We start from the raw sequence: 25,339 nt of genomic DNA on the forward strand, positions 1-25,339 counted from the left end.
TTTTCACCTCGGTGATAAACATTTGAAACCATCTTAGCACTCTTTAACCAAGAGTGCTAACCCCAATTTAAAACTTTTTCTAATCATAAATCAAGAGGTTTTTTTGCGTTATTTAAGTCTACTATAAGCGGCTGAATAAGTTATGAATTAAAGGGATGCAAGAGGTTCACCTCATCGCAGCACCTCATTTATAACTTATTACCTTGAGGAGAATAGTACACAAACATGACAGTTTTAATAAAAGAGGTACTACCCAACCCGATAGCATACGCATACCGAGCAGGGTTAGTTCACTTATATGGTACATAAGCATCGAACGACTAATAGATTCGAATTATACTTTATCGGGTTCTATTTCTTTAATGTATCGATTTACAGAAAGATACGAACCAATAAAGCCCAAGCTTGTTGCAAGTAAAACTAACAGGCCAAACTCTTTTAATGTTAAACCAATTAACGAAAAACTTGTTTGGTAAACACCCGCTACACTACTGACAGCAGAAGATAGCCACCACATCATTAAAGCAACCGATATGAAGGCAAATAGCCCACCGATAACACCATACCAAATACCGGTCCATAAAAATGGTGCATGAATAAATGTATTAGTAGCCCCAACTAATTTCATTACTTGTATTTCTTCTTTTTTATCCATAATAGATAAACGAATAGTATTACCAATAATAAGCGTGACTGAAGTAAGTAACAGTAGCGTGATCGTTATTACACTCTCTTTTAACAAACTCAACAATGCATTTAAACGCTCTAACCATGCTATATCGAGCTTACCAAAATCAACCTCACGCTCAGCTTCCAGCTTAGTTAAAAGAGCTTTAGCTGCATTAGGCTGACGATCGCGCTTAGTTGGCGTGACCAACACAACATCAGGAAGTGGGTTACTATCTAAGTACTCTAATGCTTGCCCAAACCCCGAGACACTTTTAAACTCTGTAAGTGCTTGCTGCTTTGAAATAAATGCCACACTCTCAACTTCGGGATACAGTGCTAAACGTTTCACCAAAGTTTGTGTTTGTTGCTCGCTCATCGTCTCTTTTACAAACAAAGATATTTCGCTTGCTTCTTCAAACCCGCTACTGACTTGTTGAACATTTTTAACCACTAAATAAAGTGTTGCTGGTAGCGTTAAACTCAAACCTAGTACAGCAATTGTCATCATCGAAGCTAAAGGCGTACGCCACATTTCACCAAGGCTGTGTATTCCTTGACGAAAAATATTAATAATAAAAAAATAACCGCCAGCTAATATAGATTTTTTTTGCTTTTCGTTTTTATTTTGGCGCCCCTTAAATAGTAAGCTCATAAAACCTCCTGCGCTAAGGGGTCTTGAAGCATTCGCCCGCCTTTTAAAGTTAAGCTTCTATATTTCATACGCGCAACCAAGCCTAAATCATGAGTGGCAATAAGCACGGTTGTACCGTGTTTATTAAAATCTTCAAATAATCGTAAAATTTCCATCGAAAGTTCAGGGTCAAGGTTACCTGTTGGCTCATCGGCCAATAAAATTGGTGGCGAGTTAACTATCGCGCGAGCAATACCTACGCGCTGTTGTTCGCCGCCAGAAAGCATAGACGGGTGGCATTTCACTTTATCAATTAAGCCCACTTTATCGAGCGCCCCATGAACCCGCTTTGCAATTTGATTATGATGAGTACCCTCAATAATTAATGGCAATGCCACATTATCAAATACAGTATGGCGCTCTAATAAGCGATGATTCTGAAAAATAATACCAATGTCACGACGGGCATAGGGAATTTGACGCGAGTTAACCTTATTTAAATCAACACCGTTGATAAACACGTTACCCGCAGATGGGCGCTCCATTAAGCTAATTAACTTTAATAACGTACTTTTACCTGCACCACTGTGACCAGTTAAAAATGCAAGTTCGCCCGGCTTAATATGAAAATTAACTTTTTCAAGGGCCCGATGCCCTCCTGGGTAGGTTTTACTTACTTGCTGAAAATTTATCATTTTTTATTATGCCAACCTCATCATAAACACGAATGCAATTGGTATTCCTCGCAATTAAAAAGGGAGCAAGCTCCCTCTTAGTAAATTAAACGTCGTCCTCATCTTGGCTAAATAACGCATCAATAAAGTCATCACTCTTAAAAGTACGTAAATCATCGATACTTTCGCCAACACCAATATAACGAATTGGAATATTAAACTTATCAGCCACCGCAAAAATAACACCACCTTTTGCAGTTCCATCAAGTTTTGAAAGGGTAATACCAGTTAAGCCTACACACTGATTAAACAAATTCACTTGGCTAATCGCATTTTGCCCTGTGCCTGCGTCAATCGTTAACATCACTTCATGCGGCGCATCAGGGTCAATTTTTTTCATTACACGCGCTATTTTTTCAAGCTCTTGCATTAAATTATCTTTATTTTGCAAGCGCCCAGCTGTATCGGCGATTAATACATCCACTTTACGAGCTTTCGCGGCTTGAAATGCGTCAAAAACAACTGAAGCACTATCAGCGCCGGTGTGTTGTGCAATAACAGGAATACTATTGCGCTCACCCCATACTTGAAGTTGCTCAACAGCAGCCGCTCTAAACGTATCACCAGCAGCCAACATAACCGACTTACCTTCGTTTTGAAATTGCTTAGCCAGTTTACCAATAGTCGTGGTTTTACCTACACCATTCACACCCACCATCAGTATTACAAATGGTTTTTTATCAGTTGGTATCACTAAAGGCTGCTCTGCAGTTTTAAGCATAGTGGCCATTTCTTGTTTCATTAGCTCGTAAAGTGCATCGCCATCTTTTAACTGTTTACGATTAGCCCCATCTGTTAATCGATCGATTAACTTCATGGTTGTATCAACGCCCAAATCGGCAGTTAATAGCTGGGTTTCCAGCTCTTCAAATAAATCGTCATCAATTTTTTTGCCGCTAAATATAGATGCAAATCCAGATCCAATATTAACGCGAGTTTTTAATAAGCCTTTTTTAAGGCGAGAAAAAAAACCTTCTTTTTTGGGTTTATCTTCCTTCTCCGCTTTAAGTTTTTCAGCCTCAATACTCGCTTGCTCTAAACGCTCACTTTCAACTTTTTCAGCCGCAACACTCTCTTGTTCTAGACGTTCAGCTTCAGCTTTTTCAGCTGCAACACGTGCCTGCTCTAGACGATCGCTTTCAACTTTTTCAGCCGCAACACGCGCCAGCTCTAAACGCTCGGTTTCAACTTTTTCAACTGCAACACGCGCTTGTTCTAGACGATCGCTTTCAGCTTGTTCAGCTGCAACACGCGCCAGCTCTAAACGCTCGGTTTCAGCTTTTTCAGCCTCAATACGCGCTTGCTCTAAACGATCGCTTTCAGCTTTTTCAGCCTCAATACGTGCTTGATCTAAACGCTCGGTTTCAGCTTTTTCAGCCTCAATACGTGCTTGCTCTAAACGCTCGGTTTCAGCTTTTTCAGCCTCAATACGTGCTTGCTCTAAACGCTCGCTTTCAGCTTTTTCAGCCTCAACAAGCTCTTGCTCTAGACGATCGCTTTCTGCTTGTTCTGCTGCAATACGCGCCAGCTCCAAACGCTCGGTTTCAGCTTTTTCAGCCTCAACACGCTCTTGCTCTAGACGATCGCTTTCTGCTTGTTCTGCTGCAATACGCGCCAGCTCTAAACGCTCGGTTTCAGCTTTTTCAGCCTCAACACGCGCTTGCTCTAAACGCTCGGTTTCAGCTTTTTCAGCCGCAATTCGCTCTTGCTCAAGGCGCATTTGCATTTCTTGTTCGGCTAAACGCTGTTGCAGCTCTAATTGTTTTGCGTGAGCATCAGCTTGTTCTTTTGCCAATAATTCAGCATTTGCTTGTTCAACCGCTAACTTTTCAGCTTGCTCTGCATCGTGCTTCTCAGTTTCAGCGCGCTCTTGCTCTATACGCTCAGCTTCTTGTTGTTCGGCCAACGCTTGTTGGTTATTAGTTTCTTTTACTTGCTCTGCTTGTTTTTCATCTGACTTACCAAAACCAAACCAAGACAGGAATTTACTTTTTTTTGCCATACTTGCTAATAACCACTTATAAAAATCTGATAAACTAAAATTTGAAAATAGCTTTATTGTGCTCGGCAATATCTGCCAGCAAAAAAAACAGTTCAAAACATTAAGAGCTAAATAGTAACACTTTTAATGCAGTTGAAAAATGAAGCTATACGTAATCTACTACAATATTATCTGAGCTAGATCCCAGATACCATTTTTTAGTGAGCTAAATGAGAAATAAAACGGCGCAAAATAAAGTAATTAATAAATCAAGTGATGGCTTTATTAGAATTATAAGCGGTCAATTTCGTGGTAGAAAGCTACCAGTAAAGGATGTGCAAGGTCTGCGTCCAACCACCGATCGCATAAAAGAAACAGTATTTAACTGGTTAATGCAAGATACGCGAGATACAAACGTACTTGATTGCTTTGCCGGCTCTGGTGGTTTAGGGTTTGAAGCATTATCTCGTTTTGCTAAAAGCGCTACTTTTATTGAGCTTGATTTATTAGCAGCAACGCAATTAGAACACAATATAACAACTTTAAAATTGCAAAACGCGCACGTAAAAAATATAAATACATTATCGTTTTTAGAACAAAAAAACCTAAATGAACCTTTTGACCTCGTTTTCGTTGATCCCCCTTTTCGTAAAAACCTAGCCCAAATTAGCTGCGATTTTTTAGAAAAGAATCAATGGCTCAGGTCAGAAGCTTTAATTTACGTTGAAGTTGAAAGTGATTTAAACTCATTCACAAAACCAGATAACTGGCTGTTAATTAAAGAAAAAAAAGCTGGCCAAGTGTTTTCTAGGTTGTACCAACGCCAATCAAATTAATACTGTTTTACATGATGTGTTTCTGTTAATATTGTCCTTTACATGTGGTGTTGCTTCGGATTACAATACCGCACCATTTTTGAACCACTTGATCAATGTTTGATCAACTTGAGCAACGCTCATAATTTAGGTAGGTGAATTTTTAATGCCAGTAATTAAAGTAAGAGAGAACGAACCGTTTGACGTAGCACTTCGTCGCTTCAAGCGTTCATGTGAAAAAGCAGGAATCCTTTCAGAAGTTCGTCGTCGCGAGCACTATGAAAAACCAACAGCTGAACGTAAACGTAAAAAAGCTGCTGCAGTTAAACGTCACATGAAAAAACTTTCTCGTGATAACGCTCGTCGCGTTAAATTATACTAATATATTAGGTTTTGTATAAATGAGCCTTTTAATAACGCTAAAAGATGCGCAAAAAGATGCGATGAGAGCCAAAGACAAGCAACGTCTTAACCCTATTCGTATGGTACTTGCTGCAATCAAGCAACGTGAAATTGACGAGCAAATAACGCTAGACGACGCAGGTATTACCTCCGTTATAGTGAAGCTTGTTAAACAACGTCGTGACTCTTACACTCAGTACAAAGATGCTGGGCGTGATGATTTAGCTGATATTGAAGCCAATGAAATAGTAGCGCTTGAAACTTTTTTACCTCAACAATTGAGTGAAGAAGAAATCATTGCTCTCATTGACGCGGCTATTGCTGATACTAATGCAGCAGGTATGCAAGACATGGGTAAAGTAATGGGTATAATCAAAAGCAAGGCTGAGGGTCGCGCCGATATGGGCAAGATCTCTGGTTTAATTAAGCAACGATTAACTGCCTAATACTCCCACATACATTAAAGTATGATTGAAGTAAACCGAGCCTTGTGCTCGGTTTCTTTGTTTTTAACTTTAATAAAAGTGCTTCAATGTGGTTATTTAAAGATAAAATTATTTATAGCTACTCTGTTTATTTAGCTTTCGTTTTGGTAAGTTAAAGCACGTTATACTCTGCGCCAAGCGAGTATAAAAAGTAAATTTCACATTCGTTATTTTTATCATTATCTCAGGACTGCATTTTACTAATGGCTGGAAAGATCCCACGTAACTTTATAGACGATTTACTTGCCAGAACCGATATTGTCAACCTGATAGACTCAAAAGTAGGTCTAAAAAAAGCAGGTAAAGATTATCAAGCTTGCTGCCCTTTTCATAATGAAAAGTCCCCTTCGTTCACGGTATCTCAAGATAAGCAGTTTTATCATTGTTTTGGCTGTGGCGCTAACGGGAATGCGATTTCATTTATAATGGAATACGAAAAGCTCGAGTTTGTTGATGCTATTGAAGAAATAGCCAGCATGCTTAATTTAGAAGTACCTCGAGAACAAGGCACAAGTTCAGCACCAGAACGCACCGCAGCACAAAAGCGCTCTGATTACGATTTAATGCTCCACACAGCACGCTTTTATCAACACCAATTAAAACACCACAGCAATTCAACGGCTGTAATAGACTACGTTAAGGGCCGAGGTTTAAGTGGTGAAATAGTTAAAAAATTTATGATTGGTTACGCTCCAAGTGAATGGGATGGTTTATGCCTACAGCTTGGCCGCAACAAAGAACAAAAAGAGCAATTAGTTGAGCTAAAGCTCGCTTCAGAAAAAACACCCGGTAGACAATTTGATTTTTTCCGCGACCGCTTAATGTTCCCTATTCGCGATAAACGCGGACGTGTTATCGCCTTTGGTGGGCGTGTAATGCAAGCCGACCAAGGTCCTAAATATTTAAACTCTCCAGAAACCAGAATTTTTCATAAAGGTTTTGAGTTATATGGTTTATATGAGGCAAAACAAGCTCATAAAAAGTTAGACCATGTACTTATTGTTGAGGGTTATATGGATGTGGTGGCGCTTGCTGAACAAGGTATTGAATATGCTGTTGCTGCACTTGGTACTGCAACTACGAGCGAACACATGCACACCCTTTTTAGAACAACAGATAAAGTTATTTGTTGTTACGATGGGGATCGCGCAGGGCGAGATGCAGCGTGGCGGGCACTTGAAAATGCTCTTCCTTATTTGAATGACGGAAAAGCCTTAAATTTTGTTTTTTTACCCGATGGTGAAGACCCTGACTCTCTAGTACAAAAAGAAGGTAAAGAGCTGTTTGAACAACGCTTGAGTGAAGCCGATGACTTTACTAAAGTATTATTCAATAAATTAAGCCTAGAAATAGATTTAACACTCGATTCTGGCAAGGCAAAATTACTTAGTGCTGCACTGCCATTAATAGAAAAAATACCCAGTGAGTTTTATCAAGAAAACATTCTTGAACAACTCGGTCGTTTAATTGGTCGAACACGTGAGCAGCTTAATAGTCGCTTAAAAACACCTAAGCAACAGCACTCTATTGAGCGAAAATTTAAAATAACACCTATGCGACAGGCCATTGGTATTTTAATTCAGCACCCACAATTGGCTAAAAGTATTCCTTATTTGCCCGATTTAGCGCAAATGAGCATAGCCGGTATTGGATTATTACTGCGCCTACAAGAACAAGCATTAGAAAAAGAGAATGTTACCACCGCGCAATTACTCGAATTTTTTAGAGGAACTGAAGATTACGAGCCATTAATAAAGCTTGCAACGTGGCAACACGAAATAAATGAAGAGCGTTTAGAGACTGTTTTTCAAAATACTTTTAAATTTATTGAAGATCAGTGTTTAAATTATCGACTAGAGACCTTATTAATAAAGGACAAGACACAAGGTCTCAATAGCGATGAAAGACTTGAATGTCATTTGTTAATGACAGCGTTAAAAGCGACTAACAGCTAGTCAGATCTAATTTTGGCTGTTATACTGTGCTATTCACTGCGTCACATTATTCTAGTTGGCTTAAATGCAAACTACATGATGGCGCCTGTTGTATCAACTTATCAGAGTGGAAGAAAAAATCTCTATGGATCCAACTCCTCAGTCACAATTAAAACTTCTGATTCAGAAAGGTAAAGAGCAAGGCTACTTAACTTTTGCAGAAGTAAATGATCACCTTCCACAAGACATTATAGACTCAGATCAAGTAGAAGATATCATAAGCATGATTAATGATATGGGTATCAAGGTTAGCGAAAATGCGCCTGATGCTGATGAATTAATGATGCAAGAAACAACGACAGACGAAGACGCAGCAGAAGCTGCCGCTGCAGCCCTTGCGACTGTAGAAAAAGAAATCGGCCGTACAACTGATCCGGTACGCATGTACATGCGTGAAATGGGTACTGTTGAACTTCTGACACGTGAAGGCGAAATTGTAATCGCTAAACGTATTGAAGAAGGCATTAACCAAGTTCAGATTTCTGTTGCAGAGTACCCTGAAGCAATCACTTACCTACTTGAACAGTGGGATAAGTTTGAAGCTGAAGAAATGCGTTTAAGCGATATCATCGTTGGGTTTATCGATCCGAATGAAGATACAGCGCCAATTTCAGCAACGAATATTGGTTCAGAATTAAGTGCTAAGCAACTTGACGACGATGATAAAGACGACAAAGACGATGCTGATAGCGACGATGAAGATGAAGAAGAGATAGACACAGGACCAGATCCTGAAGAAGCTCGCATTCATTTTGAAAATCTACGTGATTTATACAACAAAGCACGTGATACGTTTGAAGCTAAAGGTCGTTCTCACCCTGAATCACAAGCAGCCATTTTTGAAATTGGCGAGCTTTTCAGAACCTTTAAATTAATACCTAAACAGTTTGACCGCATGGTAAATAACATGCGTGAAATGATGGACAGAGTTCGCGTTCAAGAACGTCTAATCATGAAACAAGCTGTACAAATTGCTAAATTACCGAAGAAAACGTTCGTTAAGCACTTTGCTAACAACGAAACTGACGCTTCTTGGGTTGATTTAGAAATTTCAGGTAACGAAAAGTATTCAGCTAAACTTGAAGAAGTTAAGCCAGAAATCATTCGTAGCATTAATAAATTATCTGTTATTGAACAAACAACAGGTTTAAGCATTGAGCGTATTAAAGACATTAACCGTCGAATGAGCATTGGTGAAGCGAAAGCACGCCGTGCGAAAAAAGAGATGGTTGAAGCTAACTTACGTCTTGTAATCTCAATTGCTAAAAAATACACAAACCGTGGCTTACAATTCTTAGATTTAATCCAAGAAGGTAACATTGGTCTGATGAAAGCGGTTGATAAGTTTGAATATCGCCGTGGTTATAAGTTCTCTACTTATGCTACGTGGTGGATACGTCAAGCAATCACACGCTCTATTGCTGACCAAGCAAGAACAATCCGTATTCCTGTACATATGATTGAAACGATTAATAAACTTAACCGTATTTCTCGTCAAATGTTACAAGAAATGGGTCGTGAGCCAAATCCAGAAGAATTAGCAGAACGCATGATGATGCCTGAGGATAAAATCCGTAAGGTACTTAAGATTGCTAAAGAGCCAATTTCAATGGAAACACCAATCGGTGATGATGAAGATTCTCACTTAGGTGACTTTATCGAAGATACAACTATTGATTCGCCAATCGATTCGGCAACAATGGAGTCTCTTCGAGGCGCAACTAACGATGTACTTGCAGGCCTAACAGCTCGTGAAGCTAAAGTACTACGTATGCGTTTTGGTATTGATATGAATACCGACCACACCTTAGAAGAAGTAGGTAAACAGTTTGACGTAACACGTGAACGTATTCGTCAAATAGAAGCGAAAGCACTGCGTAAATTACGCCACCCTTCTCGCTCAGATTTACTGAAAAGCTTTTTAGACGCTAAATAATTTAGCGCTACTATATAAACTAAAAAGGCCGCTATAGCGGCCTTTTTTCTATTTGAAGGAAATAACCATGGCTTGGATCCAAATTCGTATTAATGCCAATGCTGCAACAGCTGATGCCGTAAGCGACCTATTAATGGAAGCGGGTAGCGCTTCAGTAACCTTTATTGACGCAAAAGACACCCCTATTTACGAACCAAAAATTGGCACCGTTGTGTTCTGGGCTGATACCACAGTTATTGGCTTGTTCGAAGCTAATCATGATATGAACGCAGTCGTTGCGTTATTGAAGCGCCATGATGAGCTAAAAGACAATTTAGTATACAAAATCGAGCAACTTGAAGATAAAGACTGGGAACGTGAATGGATGGATAACTTCCACCCTATTCAATTTGGCGAAAAACTATGGATTTGCCCAAGCTGGCGCGACATTCCAGACCCTGATGCAGTAAATGTATTGCTAGACCCAGGCCTTGCTTTTGGCACGGGCACACATGCAACAACAGCCTTATGTCTTAAGTGGTTAGAAAGCCAAGATCTGACGGGTAAAACGGTTGTTGATTTTGGTTGTGGCTCAGGAATTTTAGGTATTGCAGCTATAAAACTAGGTGCAGAGCGTATGATTGGGATAGATATTGACCCTCAAGCGCTTGAAGCAAGCCTTGATAACGCTAACCGAAATGGTGTTGCAGACAAACTCGAAGTATACCTTCCAGAAAACCAACCTGAGTTTAGTGCAGATATAGTAGTGGCTAATATTTTAGCCCAGCCACTGCGTGAGCTTCACAGTATAATTTTGGGATTACTCAAGCCAGATGGAAAAATTGCTATGTCGGGCATATTAGAAGAACAAGCCCAATCGGTTGCCGATATTTACGCGCCGTTTATTGAGCTAGATGACATTGCCGTTGAAGGTGATTGGACTCGAGTAAGTGGCACTAAAAAAGCGTAATAAACTGTACAATCAAATTTAGAGCATTAACTCAAAACATGCATGTAAAGCCTTTATTTAACAGGCTTTACTATTTTTTTACATAATGAAAAATAAACTTATTTTGTTGCAAAAACAAAATACGCTCGAATTTCGTACAAATAAAGCCATTCCTCATACGGTTATCAAATGTCAATACGAAAAGGGCAAAAAAAAGTTACTTTTGTTCAATTTATAGCCTTTGATTTTTGTGAAAAAAACCGTAAACTTAGCGCCCCTTGAAAAGAGGCCTATTGAATATAGTGCGTATCGGTAAATACCAACTTGAGAATAATGTAATTGTCGCGCCAATGGCAGGCATTACAGACAGACCATTTAGACAACTTTGTCAACGCTTAGGTGCGGGCTTAGCTGTGTCTGAAATGCTATCGTCAAATCCTAAGGTTTGGAAAACAGAAAAGTCGATGAACCGTATGGATCACAGCGGTGAGTCGGGTATACGCGCGGTGCAAATTGCAGGAGCAGATCCTGAGCTTATGGCGCAGGCCGCACAATTCAATGTTGCTAATGGTGCACAGATCATAGATATCAATATGGGGTGCCCAGCAAAAAAAGTGAACAAGAAACTCGCAGGCTCTGCCTTATTACAGTTTCCTGAACTTGTGGAAGAGATTATTGATGCAGTCGTTAATGCTGTAGATATACCTGTGACACTTAAAATCCGTACAGGATGGGATCCGGATAACCGTAATGGTGTAGAGATTGCGAGAATAGCTGAACGTTATGGCATTGCATCACTTGCTGTACATGGGCGTACGCGCGCATGTATGTACAAAGGTGATGCTGAATACGCCACGATTAGGGATATAAAACGTTCAGTGTCGATCCCTGTTGTTGCCAATGGTGATATTACATCACCAGAAAAAGCAAAACAGGTTTTAGACTATACGGGTGCAGATGCCATTATGATTGGCCGAGCCGCCCAAGGTCGCCCTTGGATATTTAGGGAGATAGACCACTATTTGCGAACTGGGGAACATTTACAGTCGCCTGCTATTACAGAGGTACGCAGTATATTAATGGAGCATTTAACAAACCTCCATATGTTTTACGGTGAGCCAATGGGAGCGCGAATTGCTCGCAAACATGTATCTTGGTATTTGCAAACCCATGACAGTGATGGTCAGTTTAGGCGAGTATTTAATGCGCTCGACAACCCACAGGCACAGGTCGTCGCATTAGAGCAATACTTTAAAACACTAGCAGCTAACTAAGAAAGAAAGAGACTTAATAATGTTCGAACAAAACGTGACTTCTCCATTTATCACTAACCCTCATGTTCAGTCACACGAGAAACCGCAGCCATTGCGTGATGCAGTAAAAAAAGCTGTTCACCACTATTTAAAGCAGCTTAACGGTCAAGATGTGCAAGACGTTTACGACCTTGTTCTTTCAGAGCTAGAAGCGCCATTACTTGAAGAAGTGATGACATATACACGTGGTAACCAAACTCGTGCAGCAATTTTACTAGGTATCAACCGTGGTACTTTACGTAAAAAGCTTAAAAAATACGGCATGAACTAATACCAATTATATTGAAAGCGTAAGTATTCTAACGAGCTAAACTAGCCCATAACGTCGTTAATAATTTTTTATGTAGAATAACTACACAGAAAAATTTTTGCCTTGTTATAGACTTGTTTTTCTATCGTTATAACTACTTACTAATTCAATACAACTGGTATTATGCAAAAAAAGCACCCTCGGGTGCTTTTTTTATGCCTACAACTCATTAACCAAATTGCAGAATGCTCACGCTTATTAAGCCTTTATAAGTCGTTTTTTGAGTTGTAATCAGTTAAAATGCCCGCTTCTAAGCTAGCTCATTAACTGAGGAAATCAAACTACAATGGATACTCATCGTCCCATTCGTCGCGCACTATTAAGTGTGTCTGATAAAACCGGTATTGTTGAATTTGCCCGCGCACTTGAAGCGCAAGGCGTTGATATTTTATCAACTGGCGGCACATGTAAACTACTTGCTGATAACGGCATAAAAGTGACTGAAGTATCAGATCACACAGGCCATCCTGAAATCATGGATGGTCGCGTAAAAACTCTTCATCCAAAAATTCACGGCGGCATATTAGCCCGTCGCGGACAAGATGAAAGCGTAATGGCAGATAACAATATTTCTGCTATCGACATAGTTGTAGTTAACTTATACCCCTTTGCGAATACAGTCGCTCAAGAAAACTGTAGCCTTGAAGATGCCATTGAAAATATTGATATTGGCGGTCCTACAATGGTTCGTGCAGCCGCTAAAAACCACAAAGACGTAACAATCGTGGTAAACGCGAGTGACTACGACCGTGTTATTAGTGAAATGCAAAACAACAATGGTTCAACAACGTACAAAACACGTTTTGATTTAGCGATTGCCGCCTACGAGCATACTGCACAATACGATGGCATGATTGCTAACTACTTCGGTAAAATGGTGCCTGATTACACCGAGGAAGCTGCTGTAGAGACTAAATTCCCACGTACTATCAATATGCAGTTCACTAAAAAGCAAGATATGCGTTACGGTGAAAACTCACATCAAGATGCTGCTTTTTATGTTGAAAATGACATTGCTGAAGCATCAGTTGCAACAGCAACTCAATTGCAAGGTAAGGCCCTTTCGTTTAACAACATTGCAGATACCGATGCAGCACTTGAATGTGTTAAAGAATTTGACGTACCTGCGTGCGTAATTGTAAAACATGCTAACCCGTGTGGTGTTTCAATTGGCGACAGTATTCTACAAGCATACGAGCGCGCTTTTAAAACAGACCCTACATCAGCATTTGGTGGCATTATTGCCTTTAACCGAGAGCTAGATGCAGCAACTGCACAAGCAATTGTTGACCGTCAGTTTGTTGAAGTAATTATTGCACCGAGTATTTCGAGCGACGCTGCAAAAATTGTTGAAGCTAAAAAGAACGTTCGTTTATTAGAATGTGGACAGTGGACAGGCAAAGCCGCTGGCCAAGATATTAAACGCGTTAACGGCGGTATTTTAGTTCAAGACCGCGACTTAGGCATGGTAACGCAAGGCGACTTAAAAGTTGTTTCTAAACGCCAACCTACAGAGCAAGAACTTAAAGATTTACTGTTTTGCTGGAAAGTAGCTAAGTTTGTTAAATCAAACGCAATTGTTTATGCCCGTGACGGTATGACTATTGGCGTAGGCGCAGGCCAAATGAGCCGTGTATACTCAGCTAAAATTGCAGGCATAAAAGCTGCAGACGAAAACCTTGAAGTTAAAGGTTCAGTTATGGCGTCTGATGCGTTCTTCCCATTCCGTGATGGCATTGACGCAGCCGCAGCCGCTGGCATTACTGCGGTAATTCAGCCTGGTGGCTCAATGCGTGATGAAGAAGTGATTGCAGCTGCTGATGAAGCTGGCATGGCAATGGTACTAACTGGTATGCGCCATTTCCGCCACTAATCACACAAAGGGTTAAACGTTGGTTTAACCCTTTTTGTTTGCTATAAATTCACGTATTCTGATTATTCAATAACCTATTTAAAATTATAATGTGAAGGAACAAACAATGAAATTTGCGCTAAAATCGCTACTTGTAGCCACACTAACGATGACATCGACTATGGCGCTTAGCCATAACCACGAATCGAGCCTTGAGCATGCACTTCAATCAAGCGAACGCAGCGCTAAAAACAGCGCTCGTGACGAATATCGTCACCCGGCTCAAACACTTGCATTTTTTGGCTTTAAACCAACTATGACAGTTGTTGAAATTGCGCCCGGCGGTGGTTGGTATAGTGAAATTTTAGCGCCAGCACTAAAAGAGCAAGGCACTTATTATGCCGCGCACTTTCCTGCTGATTCATCAGTTGGCTACTACCAAAGCTCTCTTGCGGGCTTTAAACAAAAAGTAGCTGAAGATGAGCGTTTTAGTAGCGTTAAAATTTCTGAGTTTGCACCTGTAACACATTTAGATATTGCGCCAGCTGGCAGTGCCGATATGGTTTTAACATTCCGCAATGTACATAACTGGTACATGGGCAAAGATAAAAGCGGTGCATTAAGTGCATTCCAAGCTTTTTATAAAGCTCTTAAACCAGGTGGTACATTAGGTTTGGTTGAACACCGTTTAGCTGAAAGTCGCTCAGATGACGATCAAAAAACATCAGGTTATATGAAGCAGAGCTACGTAGTAGACCTTGCAAAACAAGCTGGGTTTGAATTAGTAGCAAGCAGTGAAATAAATGCAAATCCAAAAGATACAGCCGATCACCCTAAAGGTGTATGGACGCTACCACCAAGCTTAAGACTCGGCGAACAAGACGCTGACAAATATAAAGCCATTGGTGAAAGCGACCGCATGACGCTGAAATTTAAGAAACCGCTTTAAATAGGAATTTTCGCCATGAATGTTTTAGTCATTGGCAGCGGCGGCCGCGAACACGCACTTGCGTTTAAAGCCGCTCAAAACACCAAAGTAAATACTGTATTTGTAGCCCCTGGTAATGCAGGTACTGCACTTGAACCAAAACTTGAAAACGTAGCAATAAACGTTGACGACTTAGATGGTTTACTTAGTTTTGCACAGCAAAATAAGGTAGAGCTTACGATTGTAGGTCCAGAAATACCGCTAGTACTGGGTGTAGTTGATAAGTTTCGTGAACATAACATGGCTATTTTTGGCCCAACGGCGGGCGCAGCTCAGCTTGAAGGTTCGAAATCGTTTACTAAAGACTTTTTAGCACGTCATAAAATCCCAACGGGCGACTACCAAACGTTTGAACAGATTGAGCCTGCCCTTGCTTATTTAAAAGAGAAAGGCGCGCCAATTGTTGTAAAAGCAGATGGTTTAGCTGCGGGTAAAGGCGTAATTGTAGCCATGACGCAAGCCGATGCCGAAGAAGCTATTCGCGATATGCTTGCGGGTAATGCTTTTGGCGATGCGGGAAGTCGTGTTGTTATTGAAGAGTTTTTAGACGGTGAAGAAGCGTCTTTCATTGTAATGGTTGATGGTAAAAACGTATTACCATTTGCTACCAGTCAGGACCATAAACGCGCTTACAATGGCGATGCGGGTCCTAATACGGGTGGCATGGGTGCATACTCACCTGCGCCAGTTGTTACTGATGAAATCCACCAGCGTATTATGAACGAAGTGATCTACCCTACGGTAGAAGGCATGGCAAGCGAAGGCCATCCGTACACCGGCTTTTTATACGCAGGTTTAATGATTGACGAAACAGGTATCCCTAAAGTAATTGAGTACAACTGTCGCTTTGGCGACCCTGAAACTCAACCAATGATGCTACGTTTGCAATCAGACCTAGTTGAATTGATTGAAGCCGCTAATCGTGTTGAACTTGATAAAACAACAATTAAGTTTGACCCACGTGCAGCCGTTGGTGTTGTACTTGCCGCTAAAGGTTACCCTGGTGATTACCCTAAAGGTGATGCTATTTCGGGGCTACAAGTTGATTACCCTGCGGGTGAAAAAGTGTTTCATGCCGGTACTAAGCAAAATGGCAATGACGTTGTAAGCGCAGGCGGTCGCGTATTATGCGCAACAGCACTTGGCAACACTGTTACGCAAGCGCAGCAACGCGCCTATGAGCTTGTTAAAAAAATTAGCTGGAATGGTATGGAATATCGTACAGATATTGCTTACCGTGCTATTGCACGTGAGCAATAGGCTTATAATACCTATTCATTGGTATAACCAGTTAATTTAACTAAAAAAGCGCAGTCTCTCTGCGCTTTTTTAGTGCTACACTAATTAAAAGTTTTTTTAAAGTACACAAACATTGGAACTAAGAACTTTACGTTATCATGCAATTGCTGTTGCCATACTAGTACTTATATTTTTTATTATAAGTACACTGGCATCAAACCTCGTCGTACCTACACGATATACAATTGATAAAACCGCCCCTATATATCTTGATTACGCGTACTATATTGATGAAACTAAGAGCCTTACTTTTGACGATGTTATAACCCAGCCGCAGTTACTCACTCATCAAAAATTTTCGGAAATACCATGGAGTTTTACTCAACAAAATTATTGGCTGTTTCTCGATTTAGAAAATAAGAGCTTCAAAAAAGAAAACGTTGTTGCCCATTTTGATAACCCCATGGTTGATCACCTAACTATTTTTCGACTCAATCAAAACAACCAATTAATTGATACTTATAAGCTCGGAGATAAAGAACAAGCACTTACTTTATTTCAATACAGTGTGCCGCATATCCGCTTTTCGCTCGAAAGTAAGTCCTCACAACGACTCGTAATGAAAATAGATACGATCGGTATAAGTAAAACACCTGTAAATTTATATCGTGATAAAGAGTTTATTGACTTAGTGCGTTCGCAAACAGGGATTTGGGGGATTTTTGTTGGCGTATTGCTAATGGCTGCACTTTACAATCTTGTTCTTTATTTTGGTATAAAAGACCGAGTTTACTTAATTTATATTGGCTACATTATTAGCGCTATTGCACTAATGGGAGCGGTATTAGGTTTTGGCTTTTATTTATGGCCAATGGAATGGCAATTATTTATTCACGAAAAAATAGTGCTTGGTAATTACGGCGTCGCTTTTTTTACCCTCTCTTTCTGTATTATGTTTTTACGTTACCACAAAGAAAAATGCTGGCGCTATAAAATGAGTACAGCGCTACTTAAGCTTATGTTTATTCTTGCTGTAAGCAGCTTTTTTATCCCTGAAAATATAGCAGCACCCATTTTTTTTGGAGTGATGAGCCTACTTTATATAGCGTGTATTATTTTAATTTATAACAAATTACGTAGTGGTTTTAGATGGGCTAAGTTTTATGTTTTTTCATGGGTGCCATTAATTTTTGGCGCGGCGATTCAACCAATGGAACTGACTGGCCTTTTACCTTATAGCTTTACCACCCGCCACGCCTTTTTAATGGCTATACTATGCGAAGTAATATTAATGGCAATGGCATTAGCAGACCGAGTTAGGTATCAGCGTGAACGTGCTTTATATCATGCTACGCACACTCAACAAACAAAGCTTCTTAATAGTGCTAAGCTCAAGCAAACCTTTATGGAGTTACAAGCAAAAAACCGCTCAACAACTTTGTGTTTAATTAAAATACGCCACTTCAACTCTCTTAATACTATAATTACCCCTTCTCAAGGTTATGCACTTATAAAACATATAGCGAGAGAATTAGAGTTAGAGTTGAGCCACGAGCGCGAATTTATAAATCTTGATACTAACTTAAACACCACCCCTCGATTAGCCGATCTCAGTAGCGGCGTATTTGCCTGTATTTCGACTAAAACACAAAATCAAGAAATGTTAGAAACACTTCTCACTGAAGTAATTAGCAACTTACCAAAGCAATACGAAATTAAAGGACTAAACCTGCAACTTCATTACAGTATTGGCATTAGCTGTGCGGGTAAAACTAATGACTTTGAGTATTGGTTAAAACGTGGGTATTTAGCACTTAAAAAAGCAAAAAGTAATATTAATCAAGTAGGGTCATCATCAAACATGAATAATATAATGATGGATGTTTCCTTAGCTGCAAAGCTGCAAAAAGCTATAAAAAAAAATCAACTTGCACTCTATTACCAGCCGCAAATAAATTTATTAAATAACCAAGTAATAGGCGCAGAAGCTTTACTGCGCTGGCCCGATCCAACCTTTAATAATTTACCTATTGAAGAGTTAGTAATTCTTGCTGAACATACAGGTATTATTAACGAACTAACACTGTGGGTAATTGAGCAAGCCTGTAAAGATATTGCCGAACTAACAAAAAATGGTTACATCCATCATACTATTAGCGTCAACCTCAGCGCTAAAAATTTAACGATAAATAACTTAGCTGAAAAAGTAGAAAATATACTCATTAAATACCAAGTACCTGCTCGTTTGCTTAAGTTTGAACTAACCGAATCAGCTTTTGTAGAGAGTCAAGATGCACTCATTAAATTAGTTGATGAATTATCGGCATTAGACATTAACGTTGTTTTAGACGACTTTGGTACAGGTTACGCATCACTTAACTACTTAGTTAACTACCATTTTAGTGAACTAAAAATAGATAAGTCGTTTGTTTTTGATTTACCTAATAACCCAACTCATCAGGTTATTGTACAAACAGCCATTGATATGGCGCACAACCTCAATTTATCAATAACAATAGAAGGGGTCGAAACTCAGGAGATTCATCACTTACTTAAAGACATGAATGCTGATTCTGCACAAGGTTATTTATACGCAAAAGCACTGCCTTACACCGACTATTTACACTTCTTAAAAAGCCAATATAGCTTAAAAATGTTAGACTCCTCTTTTTAACATCTTTAGGGGCCAAGTAAAGATGCAAGGCACACTGCGTAAACTAAAATCGAGCTTAACCGAACCAGTACAATATCACTTACCTGTAGGTGAACACCTAGTAGACTTAAATGCATTTATAGGTAGGGAGCTTACGCTTACCTTTAGTGGCACTATTTTGTGTTCTAGCTGCGGTAAAAAAACTAAAAAAAGCTATTCTCAAGGTCACTGTTTTGTATGCATGCGTAAGCTCGCTAGTTGCGACATGTGTATTATGAAACCAGAAACTTGCCACTACGATCAAGGCACTTGCCGAGAGCCACAGTGGGGCGAAGAAAATTGCATGATCCCACACTATGTGTATCTCGCTAACACCTCTGGATTAAAAGTAGGTATTACCCGCCACACACAAATACCGACTCGTTGGGTTGACCAAGGCGCTACTCAGGCATTACCTATTTTTAAAGTGCAAACTCGCCTGCAATCGGGTTTAGTGGAAGTTGCTTTGGCTGAATTTATTGCCGATAAAACCAATTGGCGCAATATGTTAAAAGGCCAAAACGACGCACTTGATTTAAAAGCAGCAGCGGCTGAGTTAATTCCACAAATTAGCGAAAAACTAAACGAGCTAAGTGAGTTATTTGGCGCAACAGCAATAGAGCAATTAGATGAAGATGTTGTTGATTTAGATTTTCCAGTAACCGAATACCCAACAAAAATCAGCTCATTTAACTTTGATAAAGACCCTGTTGTAAGTGGTGTTTTACAAGGTATTAAAGGTCAGTACCTAATCTTTGAAAAAGGCGTTATTAATATTCGTAAATTTACATCTTATGAAGTAACGGTAGGCTAACAGGCTATGTTAAACAGCTACCCACAGTTATTGGTTATTTATAATGAGCTTGAGATAGCTCACACACCACAAGACCGTGAGGAGCACTTGCACAGTGTTGCAACAAGCGACTTAACTGATGTGGTCATACTTAATAAGCGTGGTGAATACTGCGCTTTAAAAAACACACCTTGTGAGCCGTTAAGCGCAGAGCAACTTGCTGTACTCGTAACAAGTTACTTATTAAATGAAGGGCATTGTTGTTTAAGTAAAATAACAACCCTCACCGTTGAGCAGGCATTTAACTTACTTGAGCTATAAAACGCAGCACAATTAAACCTCAGTAAGCACTTTTATATGCGCTACAGCACTACGACCTAACGCTGATAGCGCATAGCCACCTTCTAAATACGAAATAATCCCTTTACAACCGCCCTCCTTTGCCACACTGCATAGCTGCTCGGTGAGCCAAATGTAGTCACTTTCAACAAACTTTAAGCTTGCCATATCATCTTCTAGGTGCGCATCAAACCCTGCGCTTATAAAAAGTAATTCAGGCTTAAACGCTTTTAATTTTGGTAACCATTGCCCAGTAAACGCGTCTTTTAGGTCGTCGCCATTACTAGCAATTGGCAGAGGGGAATTAACTATATGGCTATTATTTTTAACTGCTGTATTTGGGTAAAACGGATACTGAAATAACGAACAAAGCAGTACATTTTCGTCATCAATAAAAATGTCTTGTGTGCCATTACCATGGTGTACATCAAAATCCGCAATAGCAATGCGTTTAACCCCTTTGCTTTGTGCGTACTTAACGGCAATAGCTAAGTTATTAAACACACAAAACCCAGATGATGACTCTTTATTAGCATGATGTCCTGGCGGGCGTACTGAGCAAAAAGCAGCATCGAGTTTATCGGCAAGTATTTCATCAACAGCTAACAACCCCGCACCTACTGCCCGCTCAATCGCTTTAAACGAATCGGGGCATAACCAAGTATCGCCATCTAAATTAGCGAGCCCCTCGGTTGGGAGTGTGGTTTCTACGTGTTTAACTAAAGCTTCATCGTGAGCAAGTAAATAATGCTCACGATCGGCTTTAGGTGCTTGTAGGTGTGTTAAGCCAACATCTACACCGCTGGCTAATAATCTGTCGGTAATTGCATCTAAGCGCTCTGGGCACTCAGGATGGTCGTCTATCATTTTATGCTTACGGCAATGAGGATGAGAAATAACAGCGGTACGCATAAAAAGTCCCTTACAAGGTGTAAAAACTTAATATAACAAAGCCACCGGCTGGTGGCTTTGCGACTTTGGTTTATATCAACACTTTAAATATCAAAACTATTAACTACTTTGCTTTTAAATGCAGGTTTCTAAAATCAAAGCTAAAGTCGGTCACTTGTGTTGATACTGCACGCATTTTAGCGCTGTTTACACGATTACTAACATCCATATCAAAGGTAATAAACGCATCTGCTTCAAGTCGCTTTTCATTCCACTTAACGATAAATGTATTGCCAGTATAGTGCTCAAGAGTGCCTTTTAAACGTTTAGTATGCGTAAAATCAATGTGTAATTTACTATCGAGCTGCTCAATAATCACATCACCATACCAATTGTCGTGCAATGTACCGGTGTAATTAATATTTGGTAATTGTGGCTGGTAGTCAGCAGGTGCTTCTGGTTTTGCATTAGCGTACGCTTTTTGTTTTCTTTCAAAATGGCTTTTAGCTAAATCTTCTACCCAGTCTTTATCTTCAAGTTCAAGCGCATCTTCAAGTACTTCATGGGTTACCGCCGAAAGCGCACCAAAAGCTTGTTGATTAGATAAAATAACAATACCGAGTTTTTGCTCAGGCAATAAAGTAACTTGCGATACCATACCTAAAATACCACCGCCGTGACCTAACTTTTTAAAGCCGTGGTAGTCTTCAATGCTCCAACCTAGCCCATATCCTCTAAACTGCTGATGGTACGACTCAAACGCGCTTTTAGATGCCATAGACGTAATATGTGGGTGCCACATTTGCGCTTGTTGCTTTTCGCTAAACAGCTGCTCGCCATTAGGCATTTTACCGCCCGCTAATTGCGTACGAAGCCATTGACTCATATCGCTTACACTTGAAGCAATGGCGCCTGCGCCTCTAAAGTCTTCTAGGTAGTTCACAAAAAAGGGATGAAGCGAGCCATCCATAGGAATATGACCTGTAGCCCAGTTTTTATTGCTTTTTGGAATGCGTGAAAAACCTGCGCGTGAGTTGTCCATGTGTAGCGGTTGTAATATATTTTTTTCGATGTAATCGTTCCAGTTCATACCCGACACACGTGCAACCACTTCGCCAGCGGTAACAAACATCAAGTTGTTATAAGCGTACTTACTACGAAAGCTGCTCGCTGGTTTTAAATACTGTAATCCCGCTAAAATTTCATCAACGGGCTTATCCGTGCTTGGCCAAATCATTAAATCGCCTTGCCCAAGCCCTAGCCCACTGCGGTGACTTAATAAATCACGAATACGCATTTCGCGTGTTACGTACGAGTCGTACAATCTAAACTCTGGTAAATGATCAATTACGCGGTCATCCCAGCTCAACTTCCCTTCATCAACCAACTTGGCAAGTGCCGCTGTTGTAAACGCTTTGGTGTTTGAAGCAATACCAAACAAGGTGTCTTTGTTTACTTTTTTGTTGGTATCGAGATTAGTTACACCAAAGCCTTTAGCAAATATCACTTTATCGTTTTCAACAATGGCGACTGCCATACCTGGTACGTCAAAACGTGCCATTGACGCTTTAATAACGTCGTCAATTTTGTTGGTATCGACTTGTGCCCAGCTACTAAATGTAGTGCTTGCTAGTAATGCAATTGCGGCTAATTTGGTTAATTTCATATCAATCCTATTTTATTATTTTTGATGAACTGCAAATTCAATTTCGGCACGCTCTTTATTGGTATCGCTTTTGTGCGGCCTATTGAGTATTGCATCACTGTATTCTTTTGGTACGCCTGCTTCAAGTGCGCCGCGATGAACGTGTTTTATGTACCAATCATATGGGAGTACATCGCTGTCATGGGTATTAGCTATATAACAATGTGAGGCTACAGCCTCACCCGTTAAAAGCGTTGGGGTTATATCTACGCAGTCGTAACCTGCGCCCTCAATACTGTCTAAAATGGTTTTTTCTTCTTCATTAAGCTCATAAATAACGCCGTAAACCAACGCACCTTCTTTATTGCTTGGGCAGATACTGCATTTACCGGAGCCATCTTTAAATAACATATCAAAAGTAAGCTCGTAACCTTTAAGTACCGCTGTTCCCTACACGCTTTACATTCGGTAAACGCGCCAACAAACGGTTAGATGACATATTAGAGCCAAACGAAAAATTATATAACGGCATTTTATCTCCTGCGCTTTTTAAATAAGTTAAATAACAACACGTACTGCAAGGGCAATTAAAATAACGCCAATTCCACGGTCAAACCAATAACCACGCTGCTGGAAAAAGCCCCTCACATTATCTCTAGAAAGCATTATTGAAAGCATTGAAAACCACACCCAAGTAGCCAGTGCCATGTACACGCCATAAACGATCTGCACGCTAGTAGGTGTTGTTGGACTAATCACGAGTGTAAATAACGACATAAAAAATAACGTGGCTTTTGGGTTTAATGCATTGGTGAAAAAGCCGCGCCTAAAAGCCACCCAAACGGGTTCCTCTTGAACGGTTTTGTTTTCAACATTTTTTGCAGCCTCGCCTTCATTACTTGCAGGCGGTTTTGCAGCTCTAAGAGCTTGTACGCCTAAGTAAGCTAAATATGCACCAGCAAGGTACTTAAGCGCCATAAATAAACTAGGCGATTGCGTTAAAATAAGCGCTACACCTAACACGCAATAGGCAACGTGCAGTAAAATAGCAGCGCCAACACCGGCGCTTGTCCACAATGCATTGCACCTACCTTGTTGCACACTTTGCTTAAGCACAACGGCAAAGTCAGGCCCAGGGCTTGCTACTGCAAAAAAATGAGCAATAACAATCAGTAAAAATTCATCTAAGTATTCCACGCAAGTCCTTGCTAGTTTGGTGAATAAGCTAATAACAGCGGGTTGGCCGAGTTATTTACCAATGCTTTAATTTCTTTTTGTGCTTTTTTAAACTGACCACGCAGATGCGGTTTTAAGTGTTTTTTAGAGACTTTATCGTTTTTAAAGTAACTAATAAGGGCATGCATAAATACCGTATGTGTTTCACTTAGCTTAGCTTCACGGTTAGCGTATGGGTTGTAACAAGAACAAGAACCACAACCGCCCTTAAACTGATACACCGTGTTGCTCATCATCACACCAAACCCTAAAAAACAGGCAAGCGCATCGGCAGCTTGTGGTAAATACTCCCTACCACCTGGCGGTAGCACCCCAACGTGATGAATAAGTATAGTGGCCAGAGTACCCGCATAACTTGCTACTAAATCTTGTGGCTGATTAATCTGATTAGGATTAAAAGAAATGCTGACCTTATGGCTTGGCGGCACAATTAAATGGCAGCCTTCTCCACGTATTTCATTGCTAAATTCAAAGTGTGGAAAAACCTGAGGCTGCAATTGCTGAGGCGCAACTAACTGAATAGGCCACGCGCTCATACCTGCATAATTAGTAACGCGGGTAAAAACGTTAGTCGCCATTTCTTCAATACTTGATACCGAATCAGGAAAAAACGCTGCTGTCGGCAATATTATTTTTGTTTGCTTAGTAAAGTACTCCGCATCAAAATTCTCTACCGCCCAAATAAACGTATCAATAAGCCATTGCTGTTCTTGATCTTCCAATAATGGTGCCGATTTAAATAAAGCTAACATAAGGTGCTCTTATAAGTTTTAGGTGCTAGTTTAGTTTTTTTGTGTAAGCGCCCATTCCCACGCTTGAGTATTGTATAGCGGCACTGTTGATAGCGCATGATGATGGCTGCCACTGGATTCTTTCGTTGAGTACGATAAATACAATAAGGTGCGGTTTTCAGCATCGTAAATACGACGCACCTTTAAAGATTTAAATAAAATACTTTTAGATGATTTAAATACCACCTCGCCCGACTTACTTCGGTCAATTTCTTGTAGCTGCTGCGCTGTAATAGGCCCCGTTTGACGACACGCAATTGACATATCAGACGGATCAGAAAAGTCTAAATCAGCTTCAATATGGCTAATGTGGCACGTAACACCTTTAATAATCGGATCTTGCTGCGAATTAACCACGACATCTTTAGTTGTAAATAACCCAAGGCTTACCGACGCAACATCATCAGAGCAAGCACTCAACGTAACTACCGCACCTGCAAGTAAAGCTAAACGTTTAAATTTTTGTGGTAATTTCATACTTATCCTTATCTATAATAGGTAACTTAGCATCTACGTCACTAAGCAAAGGTTCACCTGTTTGTTTTATACTAACATCAAAAATAAATACGACTAAATTAGTTTAAAGTAAAGATTTTAGATAGCCCTAGGTTTAGCGAACCCTGTTGTATTTGATACAATTAACCCTCGCTAATGCAGTAACTCATAATAGGAAAC

22 protein-coding genes and 1 pseudogene are annotated in these 25,339 nt (G+C 40.1%); 14 read left to right on the top strand and 9 right to left on the bottom strand.

Going from position 1 to position 25,339, the window contains the following annotated elements; translation table 11 throughout:
- Nucleotides 1-334: 334 nt before the first annotated feature.
- The 3 genes from ftsX to ftsY form a co-directional block, all read right to left on the bottom strand.
- Complete coding sequence (ftsX, locus tag AC0VZ4_RS17765) at nt 335-1,321, bottom strand: permease-like cell division protein FtsX (protein ID WP_475440315.1); 987 nt, start codon at nt 1,319-1,321, stop codon at nt 335-337.
- On the bottom strand, nt 1,318-1,995 hold the full coding sequence (gene ftsE / locus AC0VZ4_RS17770) for a cell division ATP-binding protein FtsE (RefSeq protein WP_475440316.1): 678 nt from the start codon (nt 1,993-1,995) through the stop codon (nt 1,318-1,320). Before ftsE ends, ftsX begins: the two co-directional genes overlap by 4 nt.
- A gap of 85 nt (nt 1,996-2,080) precedes the next feature.
- Nucleotides 2,081-4,036: a signal recognition particle-docking protein FtsY gene (gene ftsY, locus AC0VZ4_RS17775; protein WP_475440317.1), complete on the bottom strand. Its 1,956-nt coding sequence runs from the start codon at nt 4,034-4,036 to the stop codon at nt 2,081-2,083.
- 209 nt (nt 4,037-4,245) lie between these two features.
- On the opposite strand from ftsY, the gene rsmD reads away from it, so the two are divergent.
- The 14 genes from rsmD (at nt 4,246) to AC0VZ4_RS17845 (ending at nt 20,083) form a co-directional block, all read left to right on the top strand.
- Complete coding sequence (gene rsmD / locus AC0VZ4_RS17780; protein ID WP_475440318.1) at nt 4,246-4,851, top strand: 16S rRNA (guanine(966)-N(2))-methyltransferase RsmD; 606 nt, start codon at nt 4,246-4,248, stop codon at nt 4,849-4,851.
- 145 nt (nt 4,852-4,996) lie between these two features.
- Nucleotides 4,997-5,212: a 30S ribosomal protein S21 gene (rpsU, locus tag AC0VZ4_RS17785; RefSeq protein WP_002957797.1), complete on the top strand. Its 216-nt coding sequence runs from the start codon at nt 4,997-4,999 to the stop codon at nt 5,210-5,212.
- 19 nt (nt 5,213-5,231) lie between these two features.
- The gene (locus AC0VZ4_RS17790; RefSeq protein ID WP_007376027.1) at nt 5,232-5,678 is read left to right on the top strand and encodes a GatB/YqeY domain-containing protein; all 447 of its coding nucleotides are present in this window, start codon (nt 5,232-5,234) and stop codon (nt 5,676-5,678) included.
- A 242-nt stretch (nt 5,679-5,920) separates the two neighbouring features.
- A complete protein-coding gene (gene dnaG / locus AC0VZ4_RS17795) occupies nt 5,921-7,672 on the top strand; it encodes a DNA primase (RefSeq protein ID WP_475440319.1) in 1,752 nt (583 codons plus the stop codon).
- Between the two features lie 124 nt (nt 7,673-7,796).
- Nucleotides 7,797-9,647: an RNA polymerase sigma factor RpoD gene (rpoD, locus tag AC0VZ4_RS17800; RefSeq protein ID WP_007376024.1), complete on the top strand. Its 1,851-nt coding sequence runs from the start codon at nt 7,797-7,799 to the stop codon at nt 9,645-9,647.
- A gap of 67 nt (nt 9,648-9,714) precedes the next feature.
- On the top strand, nt 9,715-10,596 hold the full coding sequence (gene prmA, locus AC0VZ4_RS17805; RefSeq protein ID WP_475440320.1) for a 50S ribosomal protein L11 methyltransferase: 882 nt from the start codon (nt 9,715-9,717) through the stop codon (nt 10,594-10,596).
- 281 nt (nt 10,597-10,877) lie between these two features.
- Nucleotides 10,878-11,849 carry a tRNA dihydrouridine synthase DusB gene (dusB, locus tag AC0VZ4_RS17810; protein WP_475441682.1) on the top strand — a complete coding sequence of 324 codons (972 nt, stop codon included), beginning with the start codon at nt 10,878-10,880 and terminating at the stop codon, nt 11,847-11,849.
- 19 nt (nt 11,850-11,868) lie between these two features.
- Nucleotides 11,869-12,159, top strand: coding sequence for a DNA-binding transcriptional regulator Fis (gene fis / locus AC0VZ4_RS17815; RefSeq protein WP_002957804.1), 291 nt, complete (start codon nt 11,869-11,871; stop codon nt 12,157-12,159).
- Nucleotides 12,160-12,484: 325 nt separating this feature from the next.
- A complete protein-coding gene (gene purH / locus AC0VZ4_RS17820; RefSeq protein ID WP_475440321.1) occupies nt 12,485-14,071 on the top strand; it encodes a bifunctional phosphoribosylaminoimidazolecarboxamide formyltransferase/IMP cyclohydrolase in 1,587 nt (528 codons plus the stop codon).
- Nucleotides 14,072-14,177: 106 nt separating this feature from the next.
- Nucleotides 14,178-14,999 carry a class I SAM-dependent methyltransferase gene (locus tag AC0VZ4_RS17825; RefSeq protein ID WP_475440322.1) on the top strand — a complete coding sequence of 274 codons (822 nt, stop codon included), beginning with the start codon at nt 14,178-14,180 and terminating at the stop codon, nt 14,997-14,999.
- A 15-nt stretch (nt 15,000-15,014) separates the two neighbouring features.
- Nucleotides 15,015-16,298: a phosphoribosylamine--glycine ligase gene (gene purD / locus AC0VZ4_RS17830; RefSeq protein ID WP_475440323.1), complete on the top strand. Its 1,284-nt coding sequence runs from the start codon at nt 15,015-15,017 to the stop codon at nt 16,296-16,298.
- A 112-nt stretch (nt 16,299-16,410) separates the two neighbouring features.
- Entirely contained in the window at nt 16,411-18,951 is a 2,541-nt protein-coding gene (locus tag AC0VZ4_RS17835; protein WP_475440324.1) for an EAL domain-containing protein, read from the top strand.
- Nucleotides 18,952-18,973: 22 nt separating this feature from the next.
- Nucleotides 18,974-19,783, top strand: coding sequence for a DUF2797 domain-containing protein (locus tag AC0VZ4_RS17840; protein ID WP_475440325.1), 810 nt, complete (start codon nt 18,974-18,976; stop codon nt 19,781-19,783).
- 6 nt (nt 19,784-19,789) lie between these two features.
- The gene (locus tag AC0VZ4_RS17845; RefSeq protein ID WP_337150343.1) at nt 19,790-20,083 is read left to right on the top strand and encodes a DUF4144 family protein; all 294 of its coding nucleotides are present in this window, start codon (nt 19,790-19,792) and stop codon (nt 20,081-20,083) included.
- Between the two features lie 12 nt (nt 20,084-20,095).
- On the opposite strand, the gene AC0VZ4_RS17850 is transcribed toward AC0VZ4_RS17845, so the two are convergent.
- The 6 genes and pseudogenes from AC0VZ4_RS17850 to AC0VZ4_RS17875 form a co-directional block, all read right to left on the bottom strand.
- Nucleotides 20,096-21,013 (bottom strand): histone deacetylase family protein, encoded by a 918-nt coding sequence (locus AC0VZ4_RS17850; RefSeq protein WP_475440326.1) that lies wholly within the window; start codon nt 21,011-21,013, stop codon nt 20,096-20,098.
- 103 nt (nt 21,014-21,116) lie between these two features.
- Nucleotides 21,117-22,658, bottom strand: a complete 1,542-nt coding sequence (locus AC0VZ4_RS17855) for a serine hydrolase (RefSeq protein ID WP_475440327.1) — start codon at nt 22,656-22,658, stop codon at nt 21,117-21,119.
- A 15-nt stretch (nt 22,659-22,673) separates the two neighbouring features.
- A pseudogene (locus AC0VZ4_RS17860) lies at nt 22,674-23,169 on the bottom strand (gamma-glutamylcyclotransferase family protein).
- A gap of 26 nt (nt 23,170-23,195) precedes the next feature.
- The gene (locus AC0VZ4_RS17865; protein WP_457934389.1) at nt 23,196-23,834 is read right to left on the bottom strand and encodes a LysE family translocator; all 639 of its coding nucleotides are present in this window, start codon (nt 23,832-23,834) and stop codon (nt 23,196-23,198) included.
- Between the two features lie 11 nt (nt 23,835-23,845).
- Nucleotides 23,846-24,625: a hypothetical protein gene (locus AC0VZ4_RS17870; protein WP_475440328.1), complete on the bottom strand. Its 780-nt coding sequence runs from the start codon at nt 24,623-24,625 to the stop codon at nt 23,846-23,848.
- Between the two features lie 30 nt (nt 24,626-24,655).
- Entirely contained in the window at nt 24,656-25,141 is a 486-nt protein-coding gene (locus tag AC0VZ4_RS17875) for a CreA family protein (protein ID WP_007376009.1), read from the bottom strand.
- Nucleotides 25,142-25,339: the final 198 nt, after the last annotated feature.

The sequence above is a fragment of the Pseudoalteromonas sp. QJM3NY_22 genome, from assembly GCF_056173065.1.